Here is a 22,576-nt window from a genome sequence, read left to right on the forward strand (position 1 = left end):
GAGCAAAGGCGTGCCGGTTTCGACACAGTGGAAATGAGCCTGTCGAAGGAATCCGCGCGGGATGAGGCGACCCGATGCCTCCGATGCCATCTCTATGACAAGTCACCGTAGTGCCGCAACGGGCGGTTCAGCCTGTGGGGTCTGCAATACACTCGGATGGCCGACACTCGGTCATTTTGAGCGAAGCGAAGAATCGAGCTGCTAGATCGTTCAATTCGCTCAGGATGACGAATAATGCGAACGAGAGGCGCAGGGAGATAGGCACATGGTTGCTTTGACCATTGACGAGCGACGCTTGCAAGTGGAAGAAGGGGCGACGGTACTTCAGGCGGCCAGGCAACTGGGCATCGAGATACCGACCCTGTGCTATCACGAAGCGATAGAGCCCTATACGGCCTGCCGTCTGTGCATTGTGGAGGTGACGGACGAGCGCGGGAGAAAGCTGGCGCCCTCCTGTGGGTATCCGGTTCAAGAGGGCATGGTGGTCAGAACGGATACTCCGGAGGTGCTGGAAGCACGGAAGGTGATAGTTGAGCTTCTGCTCGCCAGGTGCCCACAGGTGGAGAAACTCAGGGAGCTTGCGGATCAGCTCGGTGTGGGCAAGCCTCGATTCGAGCCGGACAAGGACGACGAGAAGTGCATCCTGTGCGGATTGTGCGTGCGCGCATGCCAGGAGGTCGTGGGCGTGAGCGCAATCAACTTCCTCAATCGAGGGCCCGACCGCATCGTGACCACGCCGTATGACATGCCGTCGGATGTGTGTATAGCATGCGGCGCGTGTGCGCAGGTGTGTCCGACGGGGGCCATTAGACTGGACGGTGAGGACGTTCTGCGGCACCGCGAACTCGACCTCGGGCCACCGAAGGCCATCCATGTCCCCTTCGCGCAGGCGGTGCCCAACGCGCCAATAATCGACACCCAATCGTGCATCCACGCGAAGACCGGCTTCTGCAAGGTATGCGACAAGTTTTGCGAGCCGGGCGCCATCAACCACGACATGGAGGACGAGTCGGAGGAGATCGAGGTCGGAAGCATTATTCTGGCTACCGGATTTGAGCCTTTCGATTGCTCGGCGCTGCTCCAATACGGCTACGGCAGGCTGCCGAACGTGATAACCGGGCTGGAGTTCGAACTGATGAGCAATGCCGGCGGTCCTACGGGCGGCAAGATACTGACCGAGGATGGCAAGGCTCCGGCCAGCGTCGGGATTCTCCACTGCATCGGAAGCCGCGACGAGAACTACAACGAGTATTGCTCTCGCGTGTGCTGCATGTATGCGATGAAGTTCGCACACCTGGTCAGAGAGAAGACGCACGGCGACGTCTATGAGTTCTACATTGATCTGCGCGCGTTCGGCAAGGGATATGAGGAGTTCTACAAGCGGTGCCTCCGCGAGGACGTGATATTCATCCGGGGGAAGGGCGCGGAAGTGACCGACGTTTGTGAGACCCCCGAGGAGAGAGGTAAGCTGGTCATCATCTGCGAGGACACGCTGCTCGGCGAGGTGCGCAGGATTCCGGTGGACATGGTGATCCTGGCGACGGGGTTAGTGCCGCGGAAGGACGCTGCGGAGGTCGGCAGACGCTTCTCTGTCGGGCGGAGCAAGGACGGTTTCTTCCTGGAGCAGCATCCTAAGCTCGCTCCCATATCGACCGCTTCAGACGGCATCTTCTTGGCGGGCGCGTGCCAGGGACCCAAGGACATTCCGGATAGTGTGGCTCAGGGGGCGGCAGCGGCTGGTGCGGCTCTGTCCCTGTCTGGGGCAGGGGTGATTCATCTGGAGCCTATCACGTCCGCTATCGATGACAAGGTGTGCGGCGGCTGCAAGATCTGCATCAGCGTGTGTCCGTATGGCGCCATTACGTTTGACGATGAGAACAAGGTTTCCGTCGTGACCGAGGCTCTGTGCAAGGGCTGTGGAAGCTGCGCCTCCGGTTGCCCGTCCGGTGCGGCGCGGCAAAGGCACTTCGCAGATAATCAGATCTTAGCGGAGATCGCCGGCGCGCTGATGGAAGGGACTTAATCCGGAGCATCCATGTCATTCTCAATGCAGTGAAGCGTGCCCGGCCAGGGAATCTCGCTTCCGCAAAAACGGACCTACGCTTTGTTGGGGCCAGAGGAGGGTTCAACACTGATGGCTGAGGGATTCCAACCAAGAATAGTCGGTTTCCTGTGCAGGTGGTGCTCGTATCTCGGCGCCGACCTGGCGGGGACGAGCCGCTTACAATACCCGCCGAACGTGGTTCCTATCCGAGTGATGTGTTCGGGGCGCGTCGATCCCTCTTTCGTGCTGCAGGCGTTGGCCGACGGGGCTGACGGCGTTCTTATCGCCGGCTGCCATCCAGGCGATTGCCACTACCAGGTCGGCAACTACCGTGCCGTGGCGCGTTACAGCTTGCTGGTGCGGATGTTGGAGCAATTTGGCATAGAGCAGGAAAGGGTCCGCCTGGAATGGGTGTCCGCCGCGGAGGGTGAAAAGTTCGCCTCGGTGATCGCGGACATGACGAAGCAAGTGCGGAGGCTCGGCCCACTCAACTGGCGAGCGGTGAAACATCCGGTTCCGGCGGACTAGTCGGAGGAAGGTTCATGGACAAGCTCAAGTTTGCGATATACTGGGCGGCTGCCTGCGGCGGCTGTGATGTGGCCATACTCGACATCAACGAGAAGATACTGGACGTCGCCGAGAACGTAGACATCGTTCTCTGGCCCCTGGCTCTGGACTTCAAATACAAGGACGTCGCAGCCCTGCCGGAAAAATCGGTGGATGTGTGTCTGTTCAACGGAGCGGTGCGGAATTCGGAGCAAGAGGAGATTGCCAAGCTCCTCAGGGCTAAGAGCAAGGTGCTGGTTGCGTTCGGGGCCTGCGCGTGCTTCGGCGGCATTCCGAGTCTGGGTAACGTGTCCAATCGGGAGAAGATATTCCGCAAGGTGTACCACGATACATTGTCGACCGTGAACACGGACACCGTCGTTCCCCGCACCACGCATGAGGTGCCTGAGGGGGAGCTCACGCTTCCAGAGTTCTACGATGTTGTCAGGAGCCTTGCGCAGGTGATTCCCGTGGAGTACTTCATCCCCGGATGTCCGCCCCCGGTGGATCTGATTCTCACCGCGGTGACGGCCATTTTGAAGGGCGAGCTGCCCCCTGCCGGCGCAACCATCGCGTCGGAGAAAGTCCTCTGTGATGAGTGCGAGCGGGAGCGGTCGGAAGAGAAGACGGTCAAGCAGTTCAAGCGGCCGTGGGAGATGATCCCCGATAGGGGCAAATGCTTCTTGGAGCAGGGCCTCGTCTGCGCCGGGCCCGGCACGAGGGGTGGCTGCGGTGCGAGGTGCGTGAACGTCAACATGCCTTGCCGGGGCTGTTTCGGAGCTCCGCCCGGCGTTCAGGATCAAGGGGCCAAGCTGCTGGCCGCGATGGCCTCGCTGGTGGCGTCGGATGATCCTCAAGAGATAGCGCGGGCAGTAGAAGGTATCGACGACCCGCTGGGCACGTTCTACAGGTTCGGATTGGCAAATTCCACTTTGGGAAGAGTGAAGTCGTGATGGCAAAAGAGCGCGCGACGCGGATAACCATTGACCCGGTGACCCGATTGGAAGGCCACGCGAAGATCGAGATATTCCTCGACGACGAGGGTGATGTCGAGAACGCGTATTTCCAGGTGCCGGAACTGAGAGGGTTCGAGGAGTTTTGCGCGGGCAGGCCGGTGGAGGAGCTGCCTCGCATCACGCCCAGGATTTGCGGTGTCTGTCCCGGCGCCCACCATATGGCCGCTTCGAAAGCGGTGGACGCGGTGTTTCACGTCGAGCCGCCGCCCGCCGGCAGGAAGCTGCGAGAGCTTTTCTACTGCGCGCACATGATCCACTCGCACATAGCCCACTTCTATGCCTTGGCGGCTCCCGACTTCGTGTTGGGGCCCCAGGCCGACCCCGCGCAGCGCAACATCCTTGGGATAGTGGCCAAAGTGGGCCTGGAAATCGGCGGCGAGGTGATAAAACACCGGGCCTACGCCCAGGACATTCAAGCGATGATCGGAGGCAAGGCGACCCACCCGGTCTGTGGTGTTCCCGGCGGCATGAGCAAGCCGATTGACGAGGAAGAGCGCAAGCGAATCGAGGACATGGCGAAGTCCACCGTGGAGTTCGCCAAGTTCTCTCTGCAGTTGTTCAATGATGTGGTTCTCAAGAACAAGGAATATGTGGACATCATCCTCGGCGACGTCTACACGATGCATAGCTACTACATGGGGCTGGTGGATGAGAAGAACAAGGTCAACTTCTACGAGGGAGACGTACGTGTCGTGGACCCCGAGGGAAAGGAATTCGCCAAGTTCAAACCGGCTCAGTATCTCGATCACGTCGGCGAGCATGTGGAGTCGTGGTCGTATCTGAAGTTCCCGTTCCTCAAGCAAGTCGGTTGGAAGGGCCTGGTCGAGGGCAACGACAGCGGCGTCTACCGGGTCGCTCCGCTGGCCAGGCTCAACGCCGCCGATGGAATGGCGACCGCGCTCGCGCAGGAGGCGTATGAGGCGATGTTCTCCACCCTCGGCGGCAAGCCCGTGCACGCAACACTGGCGAACCATTGGGCCAGGCTCGTGGAGTTGATGTATGCCGCGGAGCGGCTTCTGGAACTCTCGCAGGACCCGGAGATTACCAGCCCCGATGTGCGTAGCCTTCCGACCGCGACGCCCGACGAGGGGGTGGGCATCGTCGAGGCTCCGCGGGGAACTCTCTTCCACCACTACAAGACCGATCCGCGCGGCATGGTCACCGACGTGAACCTAATCGTGGCAACCGGCAACAATCACGCGGCGATCTGCATGTCCATTAAGAAGGCGGCTCAGGGGCTGATCAAGAAAGGACACGCTACCGAGGGACTGCTCAACATGGTGGAGATGGCGTTCCGAGCCTATGACCCCTGCTTCGGGTGCGCGACCCATGCGCTCCCTGGGGAGATGCCGCTCGTGGTTCGGATTCGCGACAGCGACGGCGCGCCTTTGCAGGAGATTGTCAGGTGAAGACGCTCATCTTGGGGCTTGGCAACGATCTCCTGTCAGACGACGCCGTAGGCCTCGAGGTCGTCCGGAGATTGAATCGGGAGGCCAAGACCCCGGAGATCGAGATAAGGGAAACTTGCGCCGCCAGCCTTGAACTCGTTGACTTCCTTGTCGGCTTCGATCGGGTCATCATCGTGGACGCCATCAAGACGGGAACCGGAAAGGTCGGCGATGTGCGTGTTCTCGACCCGAAGGACATGGAGAGCGGCAGGACTCCGACATCGTTGCACCACGTGGGCTTGGCCACAGTCCTCGCCGCGGGAAAAGCTCTCGGAGTCAACATGCCTACGCGCGTGCGCGTGTTCGGAATCGAGACGAACGAGTTCAGCGTGTTCGGCGGCCCGTGTTCTCCGGAGGTCGAAGCGGCTGTTCCCAAGGTCATTCATCTGATCCGCGCCGAACTGGACGGTTCGGTGGGCCGCCTAGCCTAACTTAAGCCGTTGTGAGATCAGGTGTCGTTGTCAAGGGCCCGTGAAACCACTCTGATTAGGCCCTGCGCTTGCCTTGGAGGCCAGTTCCTCCTATCATCTGAAGCCAACGGGCGGCGCCTCCGGGCGCCGCTTCCGCTTGAAAAGCGGAACCGAAGTGGAGGTCTTCCCTGCGGCTGTTTCCCTCATCGTCCGAGCGCTCGTAGTCAGCGCCCGCTGGCCCGGGCGGCAGAGGCGGCTCGCTCTCGAGCAAGCCATCCGCGCCGCCGAACTGAGCCGAATCGCGCCACCACGAACTCCCGGAACACCTGCAAGTCCCTGCCCTAGGCCTGTACCGTCGCCGGCGAGTAGCTGCGGTACCGGGTCGGATAGTCCACGAACATCTTGGCCGCATCGTCGAAGCTCGGCGACGGCGATCCGGGCGCCAACATGGCTCCTGTGACCGGAGCCTGCGCACCCGCTTCGACAGCACTGATGCCGTCCGGCGGCCCGTCTTCTGCCGCTGCCTGCGACCTTCTCGAACTCCGCGGCTATGCCTCATGATGCATGGCAAGCGCGACCCCCTTTATCGGCAACTGCTGCAGGCGTTTCCTCCTCACACGGCCATCGGTCGAGACGCTTTCTACAGTCCGCCAAGCGGTATATTCATATGGGAGGCCACCCTCGAATCCGTAAAGAATCCGCCTGACAGTGAACCCTTGACTAGTTCTCTCAAGCTCAGGCCCGCGAAGCGCGTTGTCATGCCATTCCTCGTCGAGCAAGACCCCATGCGAACGATGCCGATCGTTTGCGTCTACGAGTCTGATGCGTTCCGCTACCTCCTGTCGCCCGAACACGAATGCGTCATCCACAGCGCTTAGCGGCGCCACCTCAAGTAGTGGGCGCGCAAAGGTGTAGCCGGTGGCGGGTGAGGTCTGCAGTCTGACATACCGGAGCGCCATCTCCGGCGACCTTATCTCGACATCGCCGACAAGAGCCCGCAGGTCCGTGATCTCCTTGACGGCCTTTCCCCCCTCCAGCACGTACACGTGCTCAAATGCGCTGCGGGGATATCCCATGAAAACGTGGATCTTGCCCGGGATCAGGACACGGATGACGCTCAGCCCAAGCCCGAGCTGCTTGCCTGGGCGCATGAAGTCGACGCCTACCAGGATATGCTCGATCGATACGCCGTCCGGATCGAATGTGCTCCTCACACGACCACCCCCAAACCGCCAGTGCCCGTGACTCTGTACCTTGCACACAATTGGTTGGGCGCGATAACATCCTTGGGGCGCAACTCGCTGGCGATGACTGGCCCACACGCGCAGCCCGGGTTGCTGCGGTCACTGCTCACCCCATATTAGCTACGATGCCGCTCGCGGCTGGTGCACGTATGTGCTTTATGCAGTCGCTGTCCCCGGCATTCAACCTTTCTGCTGGGGTTCTGCCGGATGCCTCGAGGTACGGCAGCGATAGCCCGATGCCGTCGCTTGCTGCAGCATTCTGGTGGCCTCAGAAAGATATGGCGCCTTCCTCGAAGGGGCAGGGCGTTAAGCTCTTGGGCAATGGTTTACTGCAATTGAAATGCTTTAGCCAGTCTTCGACCTCGCAGATCATCTTGTTTATCGCCTTGCACTTAGGCGTCTTATAGTGAAGAATGCAGTCGTGCTCGCGCTTCAGCCTGTATAGGCAGTGATTCTGTAACTGGTAGGCACGGCACTCTACGTAGCGAAGGTTCTCAGCAATCCAGGCATGCCATGCTAGCCGCAGAGTGGCCACCCCCCCTCCTGGCACGTAGGCTTTGCCGAGCTCCGCGCAGCATGCCTCTATATCTAGTACGTGACTGCCCTCGTGCACTTCCACGCAAGGGAAAGTGACGTCATCCCTCGATATGAAGTACTTCACCCCCACGTGGCCCTCCCAGTGAGTTCCAGACGCGTCCTTGACCAGAACCACATGGCACGAAGTTTCACCCCATGGGCTATGCGACGGCTTCGCAGTGTCATGGCACCCTGCCCAGACGGTTGATATGGAAAGCGAACGATTTGCGATCTGTACCCCTATCCTCGTCGGTTGCTTGTTGTCTTGCCTGTTTGCATGTGGCGGCTGCGGCGGGATAGGCTCATTACACAGGTCGCAACATTGGGTTCCCGTCCTTGTATCTGACCCCGGACGCGGAGAGGCGGCGAGCTCCTACATCGAGCTCACGTTCGTGAGCCCGACCCGCGGCTGGGTAGTGCCTATTGCCATCGGCTCCGAGGATGATGACCGTGTGCAGCGTACGGATGACGGTGGCGTAACTTGGGCTCCCGAGAAGGGCGAGGGCGAGGTGCCGCCGTTGAGGGAAATCACGTGGCTAGCCGTCATCGATTTTGCCGACAGCAGGACTGGCTGGATCATAGGTCTGGCGCAGGCACGGGACGAAGCCAACGGCACTGCCGGTGACACGCTCAATGTGATCTGGAGAACCACCGACGCAGGTGACACGTGGGAGCGGGAGATCGGCGAAGGACGCGAGTTGCGGGACCTATCCGTCATCTCCGAGCGTGAAGCGTGGGCCATCGCCCAGTACAGGCGTACGCCACAACCAAATGCTCTACTCCATACCGTAGACGGCGGAATCACATGGAGGAAGGTGTCCCATCCCTTGAGTCAGTGGCCCGACGTTGAACTGTGCGGCATACACTTCGCCGATGAGTTCCACGGCTGGGTTATGGTCACAACGTGGGGACGAACGGCCAACGCAGCTGTACTCAAGACCGAGGACGGTGGGATGACGTTCGAGATGGTACGCACCGAGGCCGTCTCCGGCGGAGGTGGCACGTGCCGGCTGGAATTCCCGACCCAAAACGAAGGGTGGGCTATAGTCGATGGTGTCTCGCTCCTGCATACCGTAGATGGCGGCAAGGCGTGGGAACTGGTGACCCCCAATGTAGGCGGGGTCGAGAACGAGGCCTATCTTATGGATCTGTCGTTCCCAACGCGCCTCGAGGGCTGGGTCGTGGGCCAGGGAGGTGTGGCACTGCACACCCGTGACGGAGGCAAGACGTGGCAGCGCGTGGAGACCGGCGCCGAGGGCATTGAGAGCGTATGGCTGACAGAGGTAGTTTTCGTTGATGAGCGACACGGGTGGATGGCAGGCCAGGGCGGCAGGGCTGGCGCGCCAGGCGGTCCGGGGCCTTTTGATCTGATTATCAGCCCCACCCACCTCATCGGCTTCATCCTCAAGTACGAGCCCTAGGGTGGTACTGAGCAAGCGGGCCGTCCGCAAAGCTCGGGTCTCGTCGGAGGCGGTGGGTCGCGTGGCCGGGTGTGCCAGCTCGTGCGGGCATGACTGCATGAATGGTCAAGAGAGACCGCGGAGCTCCGACTTCGACAGGAACCGGCACGCAGGGCAAGGATAACGCTGGGATGCGTCGCGGCAGCAGGCACAGGTGCAGCGGCGTAGAGTCGCTGGTGACGGCGGACCTCCACGCGCATCGCTCGTCTGTCGTCGGCCCGATCCTGCGCTACGCACCAAGCGGGATCGCCTATAGGATTTCTCCATCACCGGCTGGATACTTGCAGGCACGCGGACCCGCCGTTCCCTCGCCCGCCCAAGATACCGATGTAAGCCCCGCGCGTGCCGGCGAGGTAGCAATACGCGCAACCATAGAAGCAGTAGCCATAGACCGAGAAGTGCCAGTAGTTGGGACAGGTGTTCCCGGTCTCTTCACTGCGACGAACTGCGCTCCCGAGCTCGCCGAAGACGAGCGTGCGGACTCCCTCGCGATGGAGCGCGACGGGGTCACTCTCTCCGAGGTGAACCCGGTTGTGAGGAACCTCCAGGCATTCGATCAAGGAAGCCGCTGGATATAGCCCGCAAATGCGCTCCACAAAGCGGCGGCGTTCGGGCGTACTCTGGCTGCCCTTGGTCAGTACCATCCGCTCGACGCTGAAACCCGCCGGGCGAACGGGCGCGTAATCGGCCGGCAACGACGGCCTCGACGCCTCCGATTGAAGGAAAGAGGTTTGCACCTTTCTTGGCATCGTCCTTAACCTGCTATGCGACCCGAACGACTTCGATCCCGGCGCGGCGGAGCAGTTCGCCGGTTACGCCCTCGCGGTCACAGGAGGGGCTGCCGGACTTCAAGTATGCCCGCCGCGCGCCGACGATTTCCGCGATCTCCAGCGCGAAGCGCGCGCCAGCGATGTGAAAGCGCGTCACGTCCTCGCCGGTTTCAGGAGCGATCAGGCGTGCCCTGCCGTCAAGGGCATCTGCGCCGATGGCACCGGCTAATCCCTCGCTCGTGCGGGGCGTCGGCATTCCACCCAGCTGCTCGGGGCAGATAGGGATCAGGACATAGCGCTGCTTAAGCCGCGCCAACAGGGCGTCGCGACGCTTCGCACGCCGACCATGCCAACGACAGGGAATGCCCAGGAGACAGGCACTGATGAGGACCGGGGCCAGAAGCGGAGGGCACTCCCCGGGCGGCAAAAGAAACGCTTGCTTCTCGAACGTGTTGCGAGTCATATGTCTATGTCCCGTCCACGCCTACACGACGCCAGAATCGATGTCGCCATCCCGTGCAGAACTTGAGGGGAAGGCACCTGCCGCACTGAATGCATCCTTCGATTGACAATGTCTTTGTCTCCCGATCGAATCGCCGACACGAGAAGCACTGGACGACGCAGAATCCGCAGTCGAGGCAGTTGATCATCCGCTTGATTAAGCCATCGGCAACACTTTCGGCAACATCCCAGAACCGGATCTCGTTGCCTTGTCGAACCCATCGTCCGTTGACGGGGTCGAGGTGTTTCGTCGCGATCCACGCCTTGTCGCGTACGTAGTACGAAAGCGCGCCACTTCGCAGCCGACACCTGACCGCACCGACAGCATCCTGCGCCCCCAACCGCTTCCAGTGAACGAAGCCGTGCCGGGAGATCTTTTCTTCCTTCGTCCTGTGACAGGCCGCGTCATGACACCTTTCCACGAGGCCGCTGTCGAAGAGCATTTGCTCTATCGAGCCATAGTAGCGTAAGTGAACGTCTGGAAAACGTTGACGGCTATAAGCCTGGCTCTTCGCCTCCGGTGTGTAGCAGCATATGCAGTAGGTTCGGTCCATGTGTTCGTAGATCGGGTTAAGGGGGAGACCGTAGCGTCTTGTGACAATCTCTATGATCTCATTCCTGGAGAAATTCAAGAGCGGGTTGAAACAGGGCATATTCAGCCGCTGGTAGATCTCAAATGGCGCATGGAGTCCGCGGCTATACTCGCTGCCGGACATTCCACGAAACATAACTGCTGCCCGTGGATTGCGCGCACCGCGCTTCTGAAGCCACTCGAAGAGGCCGGTTCCAATGAGCAGCGGACGGCACCACGCATCCTTGAGTGTCAAGAAGCCGATTCCACGATCGATGAGCTCGAAATACTCAAGAAAGGGCCTCACTGTCTCAATGGCAAAGCCAAATGCCTTCAGCCGTTCAGCGTATTCCTCGTACTCCGGGAACTCAAGATCGTGATGCGCATACAGGCAGGGCGGCCGCTCGGCACCGACCGCCTCGTAAAGCATCGCGGCTACCGCAAGACTATCCTTACCCGTTGAAAAAGCAACGAAACGATGCCTGGCTTCGAGCTTAGCCCAAGTCTTGCGCAGCTGGGCTACGGTCGACTTCACCTTGCTGTCAAGCGCCCTGTTCACGCCTCGACTTTCAAGAGTTTCTGCACTACCTCGCCGGCCAATACCGCCGTATCCTTCTCATGGACACCGATCTCCGCCGCATATGTCCTTATTGCCGTTTGGATTGGCTCCTTCGCTTGTCGCCGGACCTTTACCGGTACAAGTGCGTATGCATCATTCTCCGGTGCAGGCACACGCTGGTCAAATTCACTCCAATCCGGCTCCCCCTGGGCGGCAAGAAGCGCTGCGAGTTCCCCATCGGAGAAGCCAAGATCCGGAAGGTTGATATCTTTAGCGCCCAACTCCTCAAGCAGATCTCTTAGCTTCGGCGAATCCCACTCCGCGATCTCGGCCGTCTTGTTGTCTGCGAGCGAAAACGCGCGTCGCTGCGCGTCCGTCATTTCGAGGACGATCACCGGCACCGCTTTGAGGCCCAGCTCCTTTGCCGCCTTCCACCGGGTGTGGCCGGCGATGATCGTCAGATTCTGGTCGCAGAGGATCGGCACATTAGACCCGAAGGTGCGAATACTGCGGGCAACCGCGCCGACCGCTTGGTCATTCAGCCTCGGGTTGTCTTCCCAGTGCCTCAGCTTGGACAACTCCATCTCTCGAATCTCTAGCACCCCTGTCCCCTTGTCACGGATTCCCGCCCTCGCCCTCCCGAGCACGCATCGCATCTGCACCCTCACGCTCCGTCAGGACTGTTCATGCCCGGCGCCCTGCTATGCAAAAATCTGTGTGCATCATGGTATGGCGAAAACGTCCGTTTGTCAAGACCAAAACCCGGATCGGGGCGTCGGCGCGCTCCTCTTGGGTCGACCACGCGTGTGGCTGTCGAGACCTCGACGCGGCCGAAGTGATGCTCGTCGAGGTGGGTTGGGCCTCGCAATCTGATCCATTTGAGATGAGACGAAACGAGGAAACTGAACCTATCTCAGGAAGCTCAGAGCATGAAGCGGAAGCGCTATACGGACCCCCAGTCGTCTTCGCCGTGGCCCGGGCGTTCTTCGACCACCTGGGTGACCTCCTGTAACCCGACGTTCTGTCGCACACATACGTCACTCAGGCAGCGCCGGAAGTCAAGCCAATTCGGGCGGAATCTGGGTGGAATCTCGAGGCCAAGAAGTGGACGAAAAGGGGCCCGTAATCTCGCAATTGTTGCGTGTCGGGGACTGACGAGAAGGAGGCCGGCTAATTGGCCGGTGAACACTAGCGCGCGGCCATATCCAAGACCTGCGGCTGAGTCGCTGTGTCGGCGCCTCAATGAGTAGCCCTGGTCTGGGGCTGCTTACGACGTTGTACGTTCAGTTCTGCTCCTGCGATGCTGCCTCACGTAGCCCGTTAATGACGGCGAGGAACTCGGGGGCGTCACGCACCGACTCGAAAGCGGGGTCCCGGCCGAACTCCTGCCGAGGCCCACCGCTGTTGACCCAGGGCCTGTCCTCAGCCATGCGCCGGAGGTAGCGCAGCGCCTCCTGCCTATCCCCGCCGATCTGCAGGATTGCGGCCGCCAGGTGGAGCAGCACCGGGCCGGTCGTTGAGGTCGGCGCGGCAAGCTGCTCCGCCTTCCTCAGCAGCGCCAGCGCCTCGTGCGTGCGGCCCCAGAACCGAGAGAGCACCCCCGCGTTGGCCGTCGTGATGAAGGCCGCCTCCCGCCACGCCGCCTGCTCCGGCCCCGGCGCCTCGGCCTTGCGCGCCAGCTCCTCGGCCGACTCTTTCGCCATGTCGAACGCGACTTGCGCCTTCTCCGGGAACCCCAGGACCGAGTAGGAGCGGTACAGCTTCAGGTACATGTCTCCCTTCGCCCTCAGCGCGACAACCCTGTCCTCGCCTTCCCCGAGACGCGGATCGCGCAGCAGGCCGTCAGCCAGCCGCAGCGCCAGCTCGCGCGCCCGCGCCGTCTGTCCTTCGCTCGCGCGGTAGACGCTGACCGCGGACGACATCAGGCTTCCCGTCCTCGCCAGCGTCCGTGCGCTCTCCGGCGCCGCCTCCCACAGCCGGAGCGCGGACTCCAGCCACTGCTGTCCTGCGCCAGTGTGTGCGTAGGCCAGTGCCACGTGGGCGATCAGGTAAGAGTCCAGCTTCGCCGCGAGATCGGCCCGTTCGCCCAGGCCGCTCAGCGCGGCGCGGTGCGCATTCACGGCGGCCGCGTGATCCTCCAGTATCTCCCAGGTGCTCGCCAAGACTACTCCCGCGTGTACGCGCTCGTTCGGGTCCGGTGTCTGCTCCATGTATCGCGCCAGGGCCGGGGGAATCCGCGAGTACTCGCCGAGAGCTTTGAGCGCGCTGACCGCTCGCCACACCGTCGTCGGATCGCCGCGGCCACTCTCCAAGGCCCGAAGCAGTAAGTTCGCGCCGTCCGAGAGGGCCCGTGGGTTGAACGGCTCCCACCCTAGCACGGTCTGGGCCAGCCCAGCACCATAAGCGAGATCGGGATACTGCTCCGGCGGCAGGCCCGACCGCTTTACCTCATCCAGAGCGGCCTGCCAGTTCTGCGCAGATACGGCAGCCAGGACCCGCTCCACAGCTTCCTTCAGCGCCTGCTCCGCCTCGCTCATGATTTCCTCCTGGATGCGGCTCTTCGCCCGGCTGACGCGGGTGCGGACCGCGCCCGCAGTGGTGCCGAGGAAGCTGGCAACCTCGGCATGCGAATAGCCATCGATGTAGTGGAGGATGACGGCCAGGCGGGTCGGCTCATCAAGAGCGGCGAGGGCCTCGCGCACTTGCTGCGCGAGATCCGACGTCGCGGCATCTGACGCGTGCGGGGCTGCAGTGAGCATCTCGTCAGGGGGCAAGAGCACCTCACGACGGGGTCGGCGTGCGACCTCGAGGGCGGTCAGATCCGCGATATGGTAAAGCCAACTCGCAAACGATTCCGGCTTGCGCAGCTTGGGCAGGCCGGTGTACGCCTTCAGAAACGCCTCCTGGGCGACATCCCGGGCGTTCTCGAAGTCGCCCACGCGATGGAAGGCAACGCCGAGGACAGCATGTCGGTAGCGGGCCACCAGCTCGCCGAAGGCCCGCTGGTCGCCCGCCAGCGTCCTCGCAACCAACTCGCTGTCACTCCGCCGCTCCGCCAAGGTCAATCCTCTGTCCTATAGTCGGGCTCCAACCGGGAAATGTCACATCCCGAGATGCATTATCTCACACTGCGACGTCTTGTCTGCAAGGGTTGAGCGACCGGAAGGGCATGTGCTGGGGACGAAACCGCACTGTTGGCGTGGACAGACTACCGCGGCCAGCATTATCGGGTGCTGCTGGCAGCGTGTTGTGCGCCAAGGCGAGCGCAAAGTCGACCAATTGAGGAAGGCATCTTCAACCACAAGAGTGGCCGAAAAGCGGGCCTGTAATATCCCAACTGTCGGGCATTGTCTGGAATCGCGACAAGCGAAGCGGCGAATTCGGGCGGAGGCAGGGGGTGGTCGCTATATACATAAGGTCGCGCAAAGGCTCACAGCCCAGGCGGCTGTGCGGCGGAGAGGACAGTGAGGAGCGGGCCTGTAAGCCGGAGTCCGCATCGCGGTGGTAGCATGGTGGCGCTTGGGTAGCGCTTTTTCGGCCTGTTCTGGTTTCTTGGCGTGCGCCTTAGGCCTCCGCGACGGGAAATCATCCGCGTGTTGAGTGTGAAATCGCGGTTCCAAGGGCTGATGCGCCCGAGGACCAGGGGTGGCGGTTTGGTGGCGCTTCGGTAGCGGTCCGGTAGCGCTTCGGTAGCACCTGCGCCAGCCTCTTCGTGCCTTGAGGGTCGCGCGGGCAGTTCGATGCGGCCACGTGCAGCGGAGACCCTGGTCGCCACGTTGAGGCTGCTGGCTATCGACCTCTCGCTGCCCGTCTGTCTCTGCCTTCCTTCCTCGGGCAGCGGACGAAGCCCTAAGCTCGGCGAGCCTGGTGCATCAAGGCAGTGCCAATTGACGCCGGATGGCGGTCGTGTGATAATTGTGCGTCGGCGCAAGGCGCGATCGGCCCGGTGCCGGCTACGGCGGTCGGCGAGGGATACATGGCGCGAGTCGTGAAGGAAGCAACGACGCTCCAGCGTCAGGCTCTGATCGCATTTCTCGCTGGAGCGAGCACCTGGCTCGTCGCTGCTGGGTCCATCTGGTTGGTCGCGCGATCACGGCCGCATGACCTCAATGGCCTGCTGCTCTTCTTCATCCCCGTGGGCCTGTTCGGCATTGCCAAGAAGGTCACTGACTTCACCCTCATATACATCCGCGGCTACCTCGGAGAGCGACGCGTCTTCGCCGAGCTGCGCAAGCTTCCGGACGACTACTGGATCTTCAACGACGTTACCATAAGAGTAGGGGAGGACTCGGCTCAGATCGACCACATTCTGGTGTCACCGTACGGGCTGTGGTGCATCGAGACCAAGTCACTGCGCGGCACCATTCGAGGCAAGGAGAACGAGCGCCACTGGACACAGATCAAGAGACCGGACAGCGGTAGGACGCGTCGGGAGAAGTTCTACAACCCGGTGGCGCAGAATGCCACGCACTGCCGGCGGCTCGGTGAATACCTCAAACAGCACCTCGGGGTCACGCTGCCGGTACGATCTGCAGTCGTCTTCACGGGCGCCCAGTTGGAGGTCGACACCGCGACGCCGGCGGTGTCGACGAGAGAGCTTCGTGGAGTCATTCAAAGGTCGGATACGCAAGCGTGTCTAGAGGAGAGCAAACTGCGGGTGATTTTGGACGCTCTGACTCAGCGTGAACGTCCACGAGAGCAGCCGATCCCGCCCGCCGAGGACGCGCCAACAACCTGCTGACGAGCCTAGGCGGGCGACAGACGCTCTCAACGTCACTGGGAGAGTTGAGCTTGCGGGCCTGGCAGCGCTTCATCCCTTTTTGCCCGCGCGGGCTGTGAGGACTACCAACGCTTGCCAGCCCTCGGCTAACCTTACGCTACTGTGCAGCGAGTGATATGATCAGGTTGATAACCTGGCGTGTCAGGCAGACGGCGTGGCTGGAGGGCCCTGCGCGTTGCTTGAGGGCATGGGGCCGGGTCGTCTCCGACGTACGGCGACATCGAGCGTTGCAGGGCGACGGACGCCATAAAGTACCCAGTAGTGTTGAAACCGGACGCGGAAGACGGCGGATTCATCGTCGAGTGTCCCGCCATCCCAGGCTGCGTCAGCGAGGGTGACACCGTCGAGGAGGCGATGGCAAACATCCGGGATGCTATCGCCGGCCGCCTGGCCGCGCTGCGCGACAAAGGCGAGGCGCTGCCCGCGCGACATGTCGTGCGGGCATTCGCCAGGATCGGCTGCGAATTCGAGCGCCATACCGGCAGCTACCGGGTTCTCTGCGGCGCCGCACGCCGCCAGAATCTAGATGCCGAATGATGACCCGAGCAAACGGGGGGCGATGGGCGCAGGTTGCTGGTCAGGTAAGTGACCGCACGGTTTCTTGGGCTGTCTGTCGAAAGCAGGTGATAAAGAGAGGGAGCGTCCGATGCGAGATCTAGAACGACGGGTAGGCCAGTTGGCGGATGAGTTCGAGGGTCTGCGAAGTGCAATGGCGGATTTGCAGCGAGAATTCAAAGACTTGCAGCGCAAAGTCGCCCGCGACATGGAGATCTGCTCTGACATGGCGAAGCGCGGTACCTTCACGCTCATAGACCGGGTGGAGAAGCTGGAACAGAAGCTTAGTCAGGCCGGGTGATGCTTATCGCTCGCGCTGCGCCAACACAGGCCAGATTGTCTGGCGTGTACGCCAATAGTACTTGACAGGCTCCCTTCATCCGATCTAGGATAGATGTGGCGGGGAGTGTTGTCCAGACTACAGACCACACCGTCCTGCTCCCTTCCTCTCGCGCAGGGCGAGGCCCGGGAAGGGCAGCGCGGATTGACCCGTCGAGTGCGGCGACCGTCAGCTGCGACGGTCGCCGCTTCTTCTCGGTCGCGAGGGCCGCCCCCTTTACTGTTCCTGCGGTGATAATGGCGGCGCGGTACCTGATGGCTGCTGAGAGGCGAAGCGCCGCTGCAGCCGCAGTCGTGGCCGTGGCGTTCGCTTGCAGTGGACCGTCGCACCGCGCTCACCGCGCCAGCCTCTACTGCAATTGGCGATCTGGCGGTACACGTATACACACGCGCCGTGGCGAATCGCTCATGTGCCGGCGCGGCAGGAGTCTCCACGGAGCCTAAGGGAGGGTTCGCCCTTGATGTCGCGCCGGCTCGCTGTGCATGGCCCCCGGCGGGTGGCGGGACGCGGAAGAAGTTTGTGCCTGCCAGGATAGAGGAAGACCGAGGACGCGGTGCGTTCCGCCGTGTTCGGCTGGCTTGTCTGCATAGGGCTCTGCAGACGCCGTCTGCCCCCTAGGGCAGGATGCCACCCCCGGGGAAGTAGTCGTCACCGCCGGACCTGCGCGTGGTCCGCGCTGGGGCATCCCTCGCCGGTGTCAGGGGCACCTTGGCGCGAAAACGAAACCACAGCGCGCCAACCGCGACGAGCGGTCCCCATCACGAGTCCTGGACAAGGCCCGGCTTGCCTCAGCGAACAGGCGGCTCGAACTCGCACGCGCGCTGCATGAACGTCGCCATCTGCCCGCGCGTCACATTCAGCGCCGGCCCATACATCCCGCCGCCAATCCCCGTGGTGGGAGCGCCGTACTCTCCCCACGCCCCCGGGTCCGCCAGCCGCTCGATCCAGCCGTAGAAGATGTGCGTCCCGTCGGGATCCAGGCCGCTGACGTACGGCGGACCGTCGTCCTGGCCATTGGAGCCGCGCGGCACGTCGCCGAAGGTCGCCGTTCCCGGATCGTACCATGCCTTGCCCGCCGCCACCGACACGAACTTCGCCATCTGGCCGCGGGTCACGTTGAGCGTCGGCCCGTACATCCCGCCGCCGATCCCCGTCGTCGGCGCCGTGCCGCCCCAGGAGCCCGGGTCCGCGAGGCGTTCGACATAGCCGTAGAAGATGTGCGTGCCGTCAACATCCAGGCCTCCGCCGCCTCCGCCGTCCCATTGGCCGTTTGCGCCCCGCGGCACGTCGCCGAAGCTCGCCGTGCCCGGATCATACCATGTCTTGCCGAAGGCGATGCACAGGAACTTGGCCATCTGCCCACGCGTGGTCGTGTCGGCCGGCGAGTATATCGGCGGTACGATCGAAGTGCCATTGGTCACGCCCGCGGCATATATCGCCTCAATGCCCGGCCACATCAGATGATCGCGCGGCACGTCATCGAAGGAACACGCGGCAAGCTTGTGCTGATAGGCGTCGGCGTCGAAGTTGCGGTAGTCCTCCCACACCACGCGGTCGCCTGAGACGGCGGGATATCCCTGATCTGCCGAATCCGTGCACACCGGGCTCTCAAGGCCGGTGTGCACGTGGTACATGTAGATGTCTGCTCCGCCGTTGCGATTGTCCTCCCACACCACGCGGCTGTCCCAGATGTCGGGACGCCACTGGTGTGCGTCGTCCGTACACACCGGGCTCTCGGATGCCGTCGCGAGATCGCACATGTAGATATCCCCATTGCCGTTGCGCCAGTCCTGCCACACGATGCGTTGCCCGGAGATGGCGGGGTCATACTGAGCCGCGCCATCGGTGCAGACCGCGCTCTCCGTCGCCGTGGAGATGTCGTACATGTAGATGTCGGGGTTCCCGTTGCGGTAGTCCTCCCACACTATCCGGTCGCCCCAAATGGCGGGGTACACTTGATCCGCCGAGTCGGTGCAGATCGGAGTCTCACCGGTCACCAGGTCATACATGTAGATGTCCGCATTGCCGTTCCGGTAGTCCTCCCACACAATGCGGTGTCCCCAGATGGCCGGGCTCCACTGGTCATCGGTATCCGTGCAGATCGAAATCTCCTGGTCAACCGAGAGGTCGTACATGTAGATGTCGCCGTTGAATATCCCGTTGCGGTAGTCCTCCCATACGATGCAGTCGCCCCAGATCACGGGAAACCACTGATCCGCGGCATCCGTGCATACCGGCGTCTCGACGCCCGCTGCCGTATCGTACATGTAGATGTCCGCGCTCAAGCCGCGGTAGTCCTCCCACACCACCCGATGGCCCCACACGTCCGGGGCGAGGTCGTCAGTGGCAAGAGTGCTAATCGGCGTCTCTCCCCAAGACGGGTCGAGATCGTACATGAAGATGTCCCAGTTGCCTCTGCGCTGATCCTGCCACAGGACGCGGTCGCCCCAGATCGCGACCGAGCTCTGCCATTCAGCAGCGATACAGACAGCGCTCTCCGTGTCGGAGGTCACGTCGTACATGTACACATCGCCCAAGTCGCCATTGCGCTGGTCGCGCCACACGATCCGGTTGCCCCAGATGGCAGGCGCAGTCTGGCTGGCGGCGTCGTCGCAGATCGGCCCATCCGGGCTCGCGATGGTAATGTCGATCATGTAGATATCGTAGAGACTCGTGGACCAATTCCGCCTGTCCTGCCACACGATGCGGTCGCCCCAGATGGCAGGGGCGTCCTGTTCAGCCGAATCAACGCACACCGCCGCTTCGCTGCTGGTCGTCAGGTCATACATATAGATGTCGCGGTTGCCGTTACGGTCGTCCGCCCATACAATGCGATCGGCCCAGATATCGGGGAAGATCTGCGTTGCCGCGTCGGTGCAGATCGGGGTTTCGGTGGCCGTCCCGAGATCATACATGTAGATGTCCCGATTGCCGTTGCGCATGTCGCCCCACACGATGCGGTCGCCGAAGATATCGGGATTGTATTGGTGCGCCGAGTCGGTGCAGATCGGCGTTTCGGTGGCTGTCGCGAGGTCGTAGATGTAGATGTCCGCGTTGCCGTTGCGCGTGTCCTGCCACACGATGCGATCGCCCCAGATCGCCGGACCGGTCTGCTCTCCCGACGCCGTGCAGATCGCAACCTCCAAACCAGTGGAGAGGTCCTTCATGTAGATGTCGGCGTTCCCGCTGCGCGTATCCGCCCACACGATCCGGTCGCCATGGACAGCAGGCGATTGCTGCCCGCTGCCGTTGACGCAGATCCCCCGCTCCGATCCTGCCTGTACCGACGACCCGATCGCGGTCATCAGCGCGCCTGCGATGAGGCAACCGACGGCGTAAATGACGGGACTTCGCATAACCTCTCTCCTCAGGGCCCGGGCTGAGTCGCTGGGAGCTGGTGACGCTGCGGAACCGCGAACCGAGATTCCGCTGCGCGCGCCTCTAACCGCTGCCTGCGCATCACAACGCCGCCGCGCCACGGTGCGAGCACCAATCCCACCGAGCGCCCCAAGCCCCTACTTTCACATATGGGCTTCGCTCTCAGCGGCGGCGTCTCCTGTCACGTGCGCTGCGGGCGGCGTCGAGGGCGGCTCGCGCCCAGCTCGACGGAGCCGTCTGCTACGTGCCCAACAGGCCGCAATGTCCGTGCCATTCCACGCTGATCCGCGTCGTCGCGGCGCCGGGGCCTGGCCCTGCCGAGCGCGAACCGGCAGCGACCGAAGAAGTTTGCTTCGCTTGCTTGCACGGGTAAGCGAAATATAGTATACTTCCCGCATTGTTAAGGACTTCGCGTCAGCCCTATCCGATAGCAAACTGGTGTTCTATCTCGCTTTGACAATGCCTGCGCACAGTACCCCCCAAGTGCCGCTGTTATGTCATATCATGCTAGATTTGTGGACCGGCCGAATCCGAGCAGCATCCCCAGCATGTAGCGGAGGTACCAGTAGATGCAGATCGTCCGGGATCGCGCAGGCACCGGAACGGCCCCGATTCGCGCGTGTGTGCTGACAGCCGCAGCCGTCGCCGCCCTAGTCATGGCGGCCGCAGCCGGGCCGGCCGGCGCCGCGCTGGACGCCCCGCAGAATCTCCAGGCCGCGGTGATGTCTCAAACCGCGGTTCAGCTCACCTGGACTTCGAGCAACCCATCGGGCCTCGAGGACTCGTACGTTGTTGAGCGCAGCCGGTACGCGACCACGGCATTCACGGCCGTGGCCGAAATCCCCGCGACGACGACCTCCTACCAGGACACAGGCCTCGCCTCCGGCACGACCTACTATTACCGCGTCTACGCCCGTACGAAGAAGGGCGATACCGCCTACTCCAACATCGCCAGCGCGACCACGCCCGGTACGCCCCCGTCGGCCCCGAGCAGCCTGAACGCGACCGCAGTCTCGTCAGGCCAGATAGAGCTGACCTGGCGCGACAACTCCTCTAACGAGAGCGGCTTCAGGATTGAGCGGAGCTTCTACGCCACGAGCGGCTTCACGCAGATCGCCGTGGTGGGTGCCAACGTAAAGAGCTACTCCAACACCGGACTCCCCTCCAGTACGACGTACTATTACCGCGTACGCGCGTACAACTCGTACGGCGCTTCTGCCTACTCCAACACCGCAGGCGCGACGACACAGTCGACGTTATCCTTGCCCGCCGCGCCCAGCGATCTGAGGGCCACGGCGGTTTCGTCCACGCAGATCAACCTCACGTGGCAGGACAACTCTACCAACGAGAGCGGCTTCAGAATTGAGCGCAGCCACTACGCCACGAGCGGCTTCACGCAGATCGCCGTCGTCGGCGCGAACGTCACGTCTTACGCCAATACCGGCCTCGCCTCGAGCACCACATATTACTATCGCGTGCGGGCATACAACGCGTACGGGAACTCCGCGTACTCAAATACGGCGAGCGCGACCACCAGCGTCGTGATGCTCACCCCGCCCGACGCGCCAAGCGGCCTGAGCGCCGTAGGCGGTGCGGGTCGGATTGACCTGACATGGGTGGACAACTCGGATAACGAAACGAACTTCGACCTCTGGCGCCTGCCCAGCGCCGGGGCGTGGGTCAACATCGAGCATCCCGGCGCGAATGTCAGGTCATACAGCGATTTCGACGTTGAGCCGGGACTGACGTATTGGTATGTCGTGCGGGCTGAGAACGGCGCCGGTGTTTCAGGATGGTCCAATGTGGCGAGCGCAACCGCCACCGCGACCCAGCCGCAGCCGCCGGCAGCTCCCTACGGCCTGAGCGCGACGGCCGTGTCTTCGAGCGAGATCACTCTCTGGTGGTCCGACAACTCCGCCAATGAGGCGGGCTTCAGGATTGAGCGGAGCTTCTACCCGACCAGCGGATTCGTGCAGATCGCCACCGTGCCAGCCAACGTGACCGCCTACCAGAACTTCGGCCTCGCTGGCAACACGACCTACTATTACCGCGTGCGCGCCTACAACGCGTATGGTAACTCCGCGTACTCCAATACGGCATGGGCGACCACGCTGATCGTGCCCCCTGCGGCGCCGAGCAATCTCAGGGCGACGGCCGCATCGACCAACCGCATTGACCTCACGTGGACGGACAACTCGAATTACGAGATAGGCTTCAAGGTTGAGCGGAGCCCTTCAGCGAGCAGCGGGTTTGTGCAGGTGGCGACGGTGGCAGCGAACGTGAGTGTCTATCAGGACACTGGGCTGAGCCCGAGCACGACCTATTACTATCGGGTCCGGGCATATAACGCCTATGGCAACTCCACCTACTCCAACACC

The 22,576-nt window shown here is 62.3% G+C and carries 17 protein-coding genes and 1 pseudogene; 11 read left to right on the forward strand and 7 right to left on the reverse strand.

The features are described 5' to 3' along the window. The first annotated feature begins 262 nt into the window (after positions 1 to 262). From JSV65_15815 to JSV65_15840, 6 genes and pseudogenes are all read left to right on the forward strand, one after another. Positions 263 to 502, forward strand: a pseudogene (locus JSV65_15815) ((2Fe-2S)-binding protein). After that, positions 479 to 2,023, forward strand: coding sequence for a 4Fe-4S dicluster domain-containing protein (locus JSV65_15820; GenBank protein ID UCH36809.1), 1,545 nt, complete (start codon positions 479 to 481; stop codon positions 2,021 to 2,023). The pseudogene JSV65_15815 and the gene JSV65_15820 overlap by 24 nt, the downstream one beginning before the upstream one ends. A 111-nt stretch (positions 2,024 to 2,134) precedes the next feature. Further along, complete coding sequence (locus JSV65_15825) at positions 2,135 to 2,572, forward strand: hydrogenase iron-sulfur subunit (GenBank protein UCH34005.1); 438 nt, start codon at positions 2,135 to 2,137, stop codon at positions 2,570 to 2,572. A gap of 14 nt (positions 2,573 to 2,586) precedes the next feature. Then, positions 2,587 to 3,543 (forward strand): oxidoreductase, encoded by a 957-nt coding sequence (locus tag JSV65_15830; GenBank protein UCH34006.1) that lies wholly within the window; start codon positions 2,587 to 2,589, stop codon positions 3,541 to 3,543. Beyond that, the gene (locus JSV65_15835) at positions 3,543 to 5,015 is read left to right on the forward strand and encodes a Ni/Fe hydrogenase subunit alpha (protein UCH34007.1); all 1,473 of its coding nucleotides are present in this window, start codon (positions 3,543 to 3,545) and stop codon (positions 5,013 to 5,015) included. The genes JSV65_15830 and JSV65_15835 overlap by 1 nt, the downstream gene beginning before the upstream one ends. Next, positions 5,012 to 5,485 (forward strand): hydrogenase maturation protease, encoded by a 474-nt coding sequence (locus JSV65_15840; GenBank protein ID UCH34008.1) that lies wholly within the window; start codon positions 5,012 to 5,014, stop codon positions 5,483 to 5,485. The genes JSV65_15835 and JSV65_15840 overlap by 4 nt, the downstream gene beginning before the upstream one ends. Positions 5,486 to 6,012: 527 nt before the next feature. Here the strand turns inward: JSV65_15840 and JSV65_15845 are convergent. Beyond that, the gene (locus tag JSV65_15845; GenBank protein UCH34009.1) at positions 6,013 to 6,678 is read right to left on the reverse strand and encodes a hypothetical protein; all 666 of its coding nucleotides are present in this window, start codon (positions 6,676 to 6,678) and stop codon (positions 6,013 to 6,015) included. Between the two features lie 1,058 nt (positions 6,679 to 7,736). Between JSV65_15845 and JSV65_15850 the strand changes: the two genes are divergently transcribed. Then, positions 7,737 to 8,705: a hypothetical protein gene (locus JSV65_15850; GenBank protein ID UCH34010.1), complete on the forward strand. Its 969-nt coding sequence runs from the start codon at positions 7,737 to 7,739 to the stop codon at positions 8,703 to 8,705. A 305-nt stretch (positions 8,706 to 9,010) separates the two neighbouring features. On the opposite strand, the gene JSV65_15855 is transcribed toward JSV65_15850, so the two are convergent. The 5 genes from JSV65_15855 to JSV65_15875 form a co-directional block, all read right to left on the reverse strand. Continuing rightward, entirely contained in the window at positions 9,011 to 9,439 is a 429-nt protein-coding gene (locus JSV65_15855; GenBank protein UCH34011.1) for a hypothetical protein, read from the reverse strand. Between the two features lie 67 nt (positions 9,440 to 9,506). Continuing rightward, a complete protein-coding gene (locus JSV65_15860; protein UCH34012.1) occupies positions 9,507 to 9,977 on the reverse strand; it encodes a DUF523 domain-containing protein in 471 nt (156 codons plus the stop codon). A gap of 4 nt (positions 9,978 to 9,981) precedes the next feature. Beyond that, positions 9,982 to 11,145, reverse strand: a complete 1,164-nt coding sequence (locus tag JSV65_15865) for a hypothetical protein (protein UCH34013.1) — start codon at positions 11,143 to 11,145, stop codon at positions 9,982 to 9,984. After that, entirely contained in the window at positions 11,142 to 11,729 is a 588-nt protein-coding gene (locus tag JSV65_15870) for a ParB N-terminal domain-containing protein (protein UCH34014.1), read from the reverse strand. Before JSV65_15870 ends, JSV65_15865 begins: the two co-directional genes overlap by 4 nt. A 699-nt stretch (positions 11,730 to 12,428) precedes the next feature. Continuing rightward, positions 12,429 to 14,210, reverse strand: coding sequence for an RNA polymerase sigma factor (locus JSV65_15875; protein ID UCH34015.1), 1,782 nt, complete (start codon positions 14,208 to 14,210; stop codon positions 12,429 to 12,431). Between the two features lie 911 nt (positions 14,211 to 15,121). Here JSV65_15875 and JSV65_15880 point away from each other — a divergent pair. From JSV65_15880 to JSV65_15890, 3 genes are all read left to right on the forward strand, one after another. Beyond that, the gene (locus JSV65_15880) at positions 15,122 to 15,886 is read left to right on the forward strand and encodes an NERD domain-containing protein (protein UCH34016.1); all 765 of its coding nucleotides are present in this window, start codon (positions 15,122 to 15,124) and stop codon (positions 15,884 to 15,886) included. Positions 15,887 to 16,171: 285 nt separating this feature from the next. Further along, positions 16,172 to 16,462, forward strand: coding sequence for a type II toxin-antitoxin system HicB family antitoxin (locus JSV65_15885; GenBank protein UCH36810.1), 291 nt, complete (start codon positions 16,172 to 16,174; stop codon positions 16,460 to 16,462). Positions 16,463 to 16,571: 109 nt separating this feature from the next. After that, entirely contained in the window at positions 16,572 to 16,781 is a 210-nt protein-coding gene (locus JSV65_15890; protein UCH34017.1) for a hypothetical protein, read from the forward strand. An 827-nt stretch (positions 16,782 to 17,608) separates the two neighbouring features. Here JSV65_15890 and JSV65_15895 read toward each other — a convergent pair. Beyond that, a complete protein-coding gene (locus JSV65_15895; GenBank protein UCH34018.1) occupies positions 17,609 to 20,176 on the reverse strand; it encodes an S-layer homology domain-containing protein in 2,568 nt (855 codons plus the stop codon). A 591-nt stretch (positions 20,177 to 20,767) separates the two neighbouring features. Between JSV65_15895 and JSV65_15900 the strand changes: the two genes are divergently transcribed. Beyond that, positions 20,768 to 22,576 (forward strand): fibronectin type III domain-containing protein (locus JSV65_15900; protein UCH34019.1); only part of this gene is annotated, 1,809 nt, incomplete at its 3' end.

Source organism: Armatimonadota bacterium (assembly GCA_020354555.1).
In the GTDB taxonomy this organism is placed as follows: Bacteria; Armatimonadota; Hebobacteria.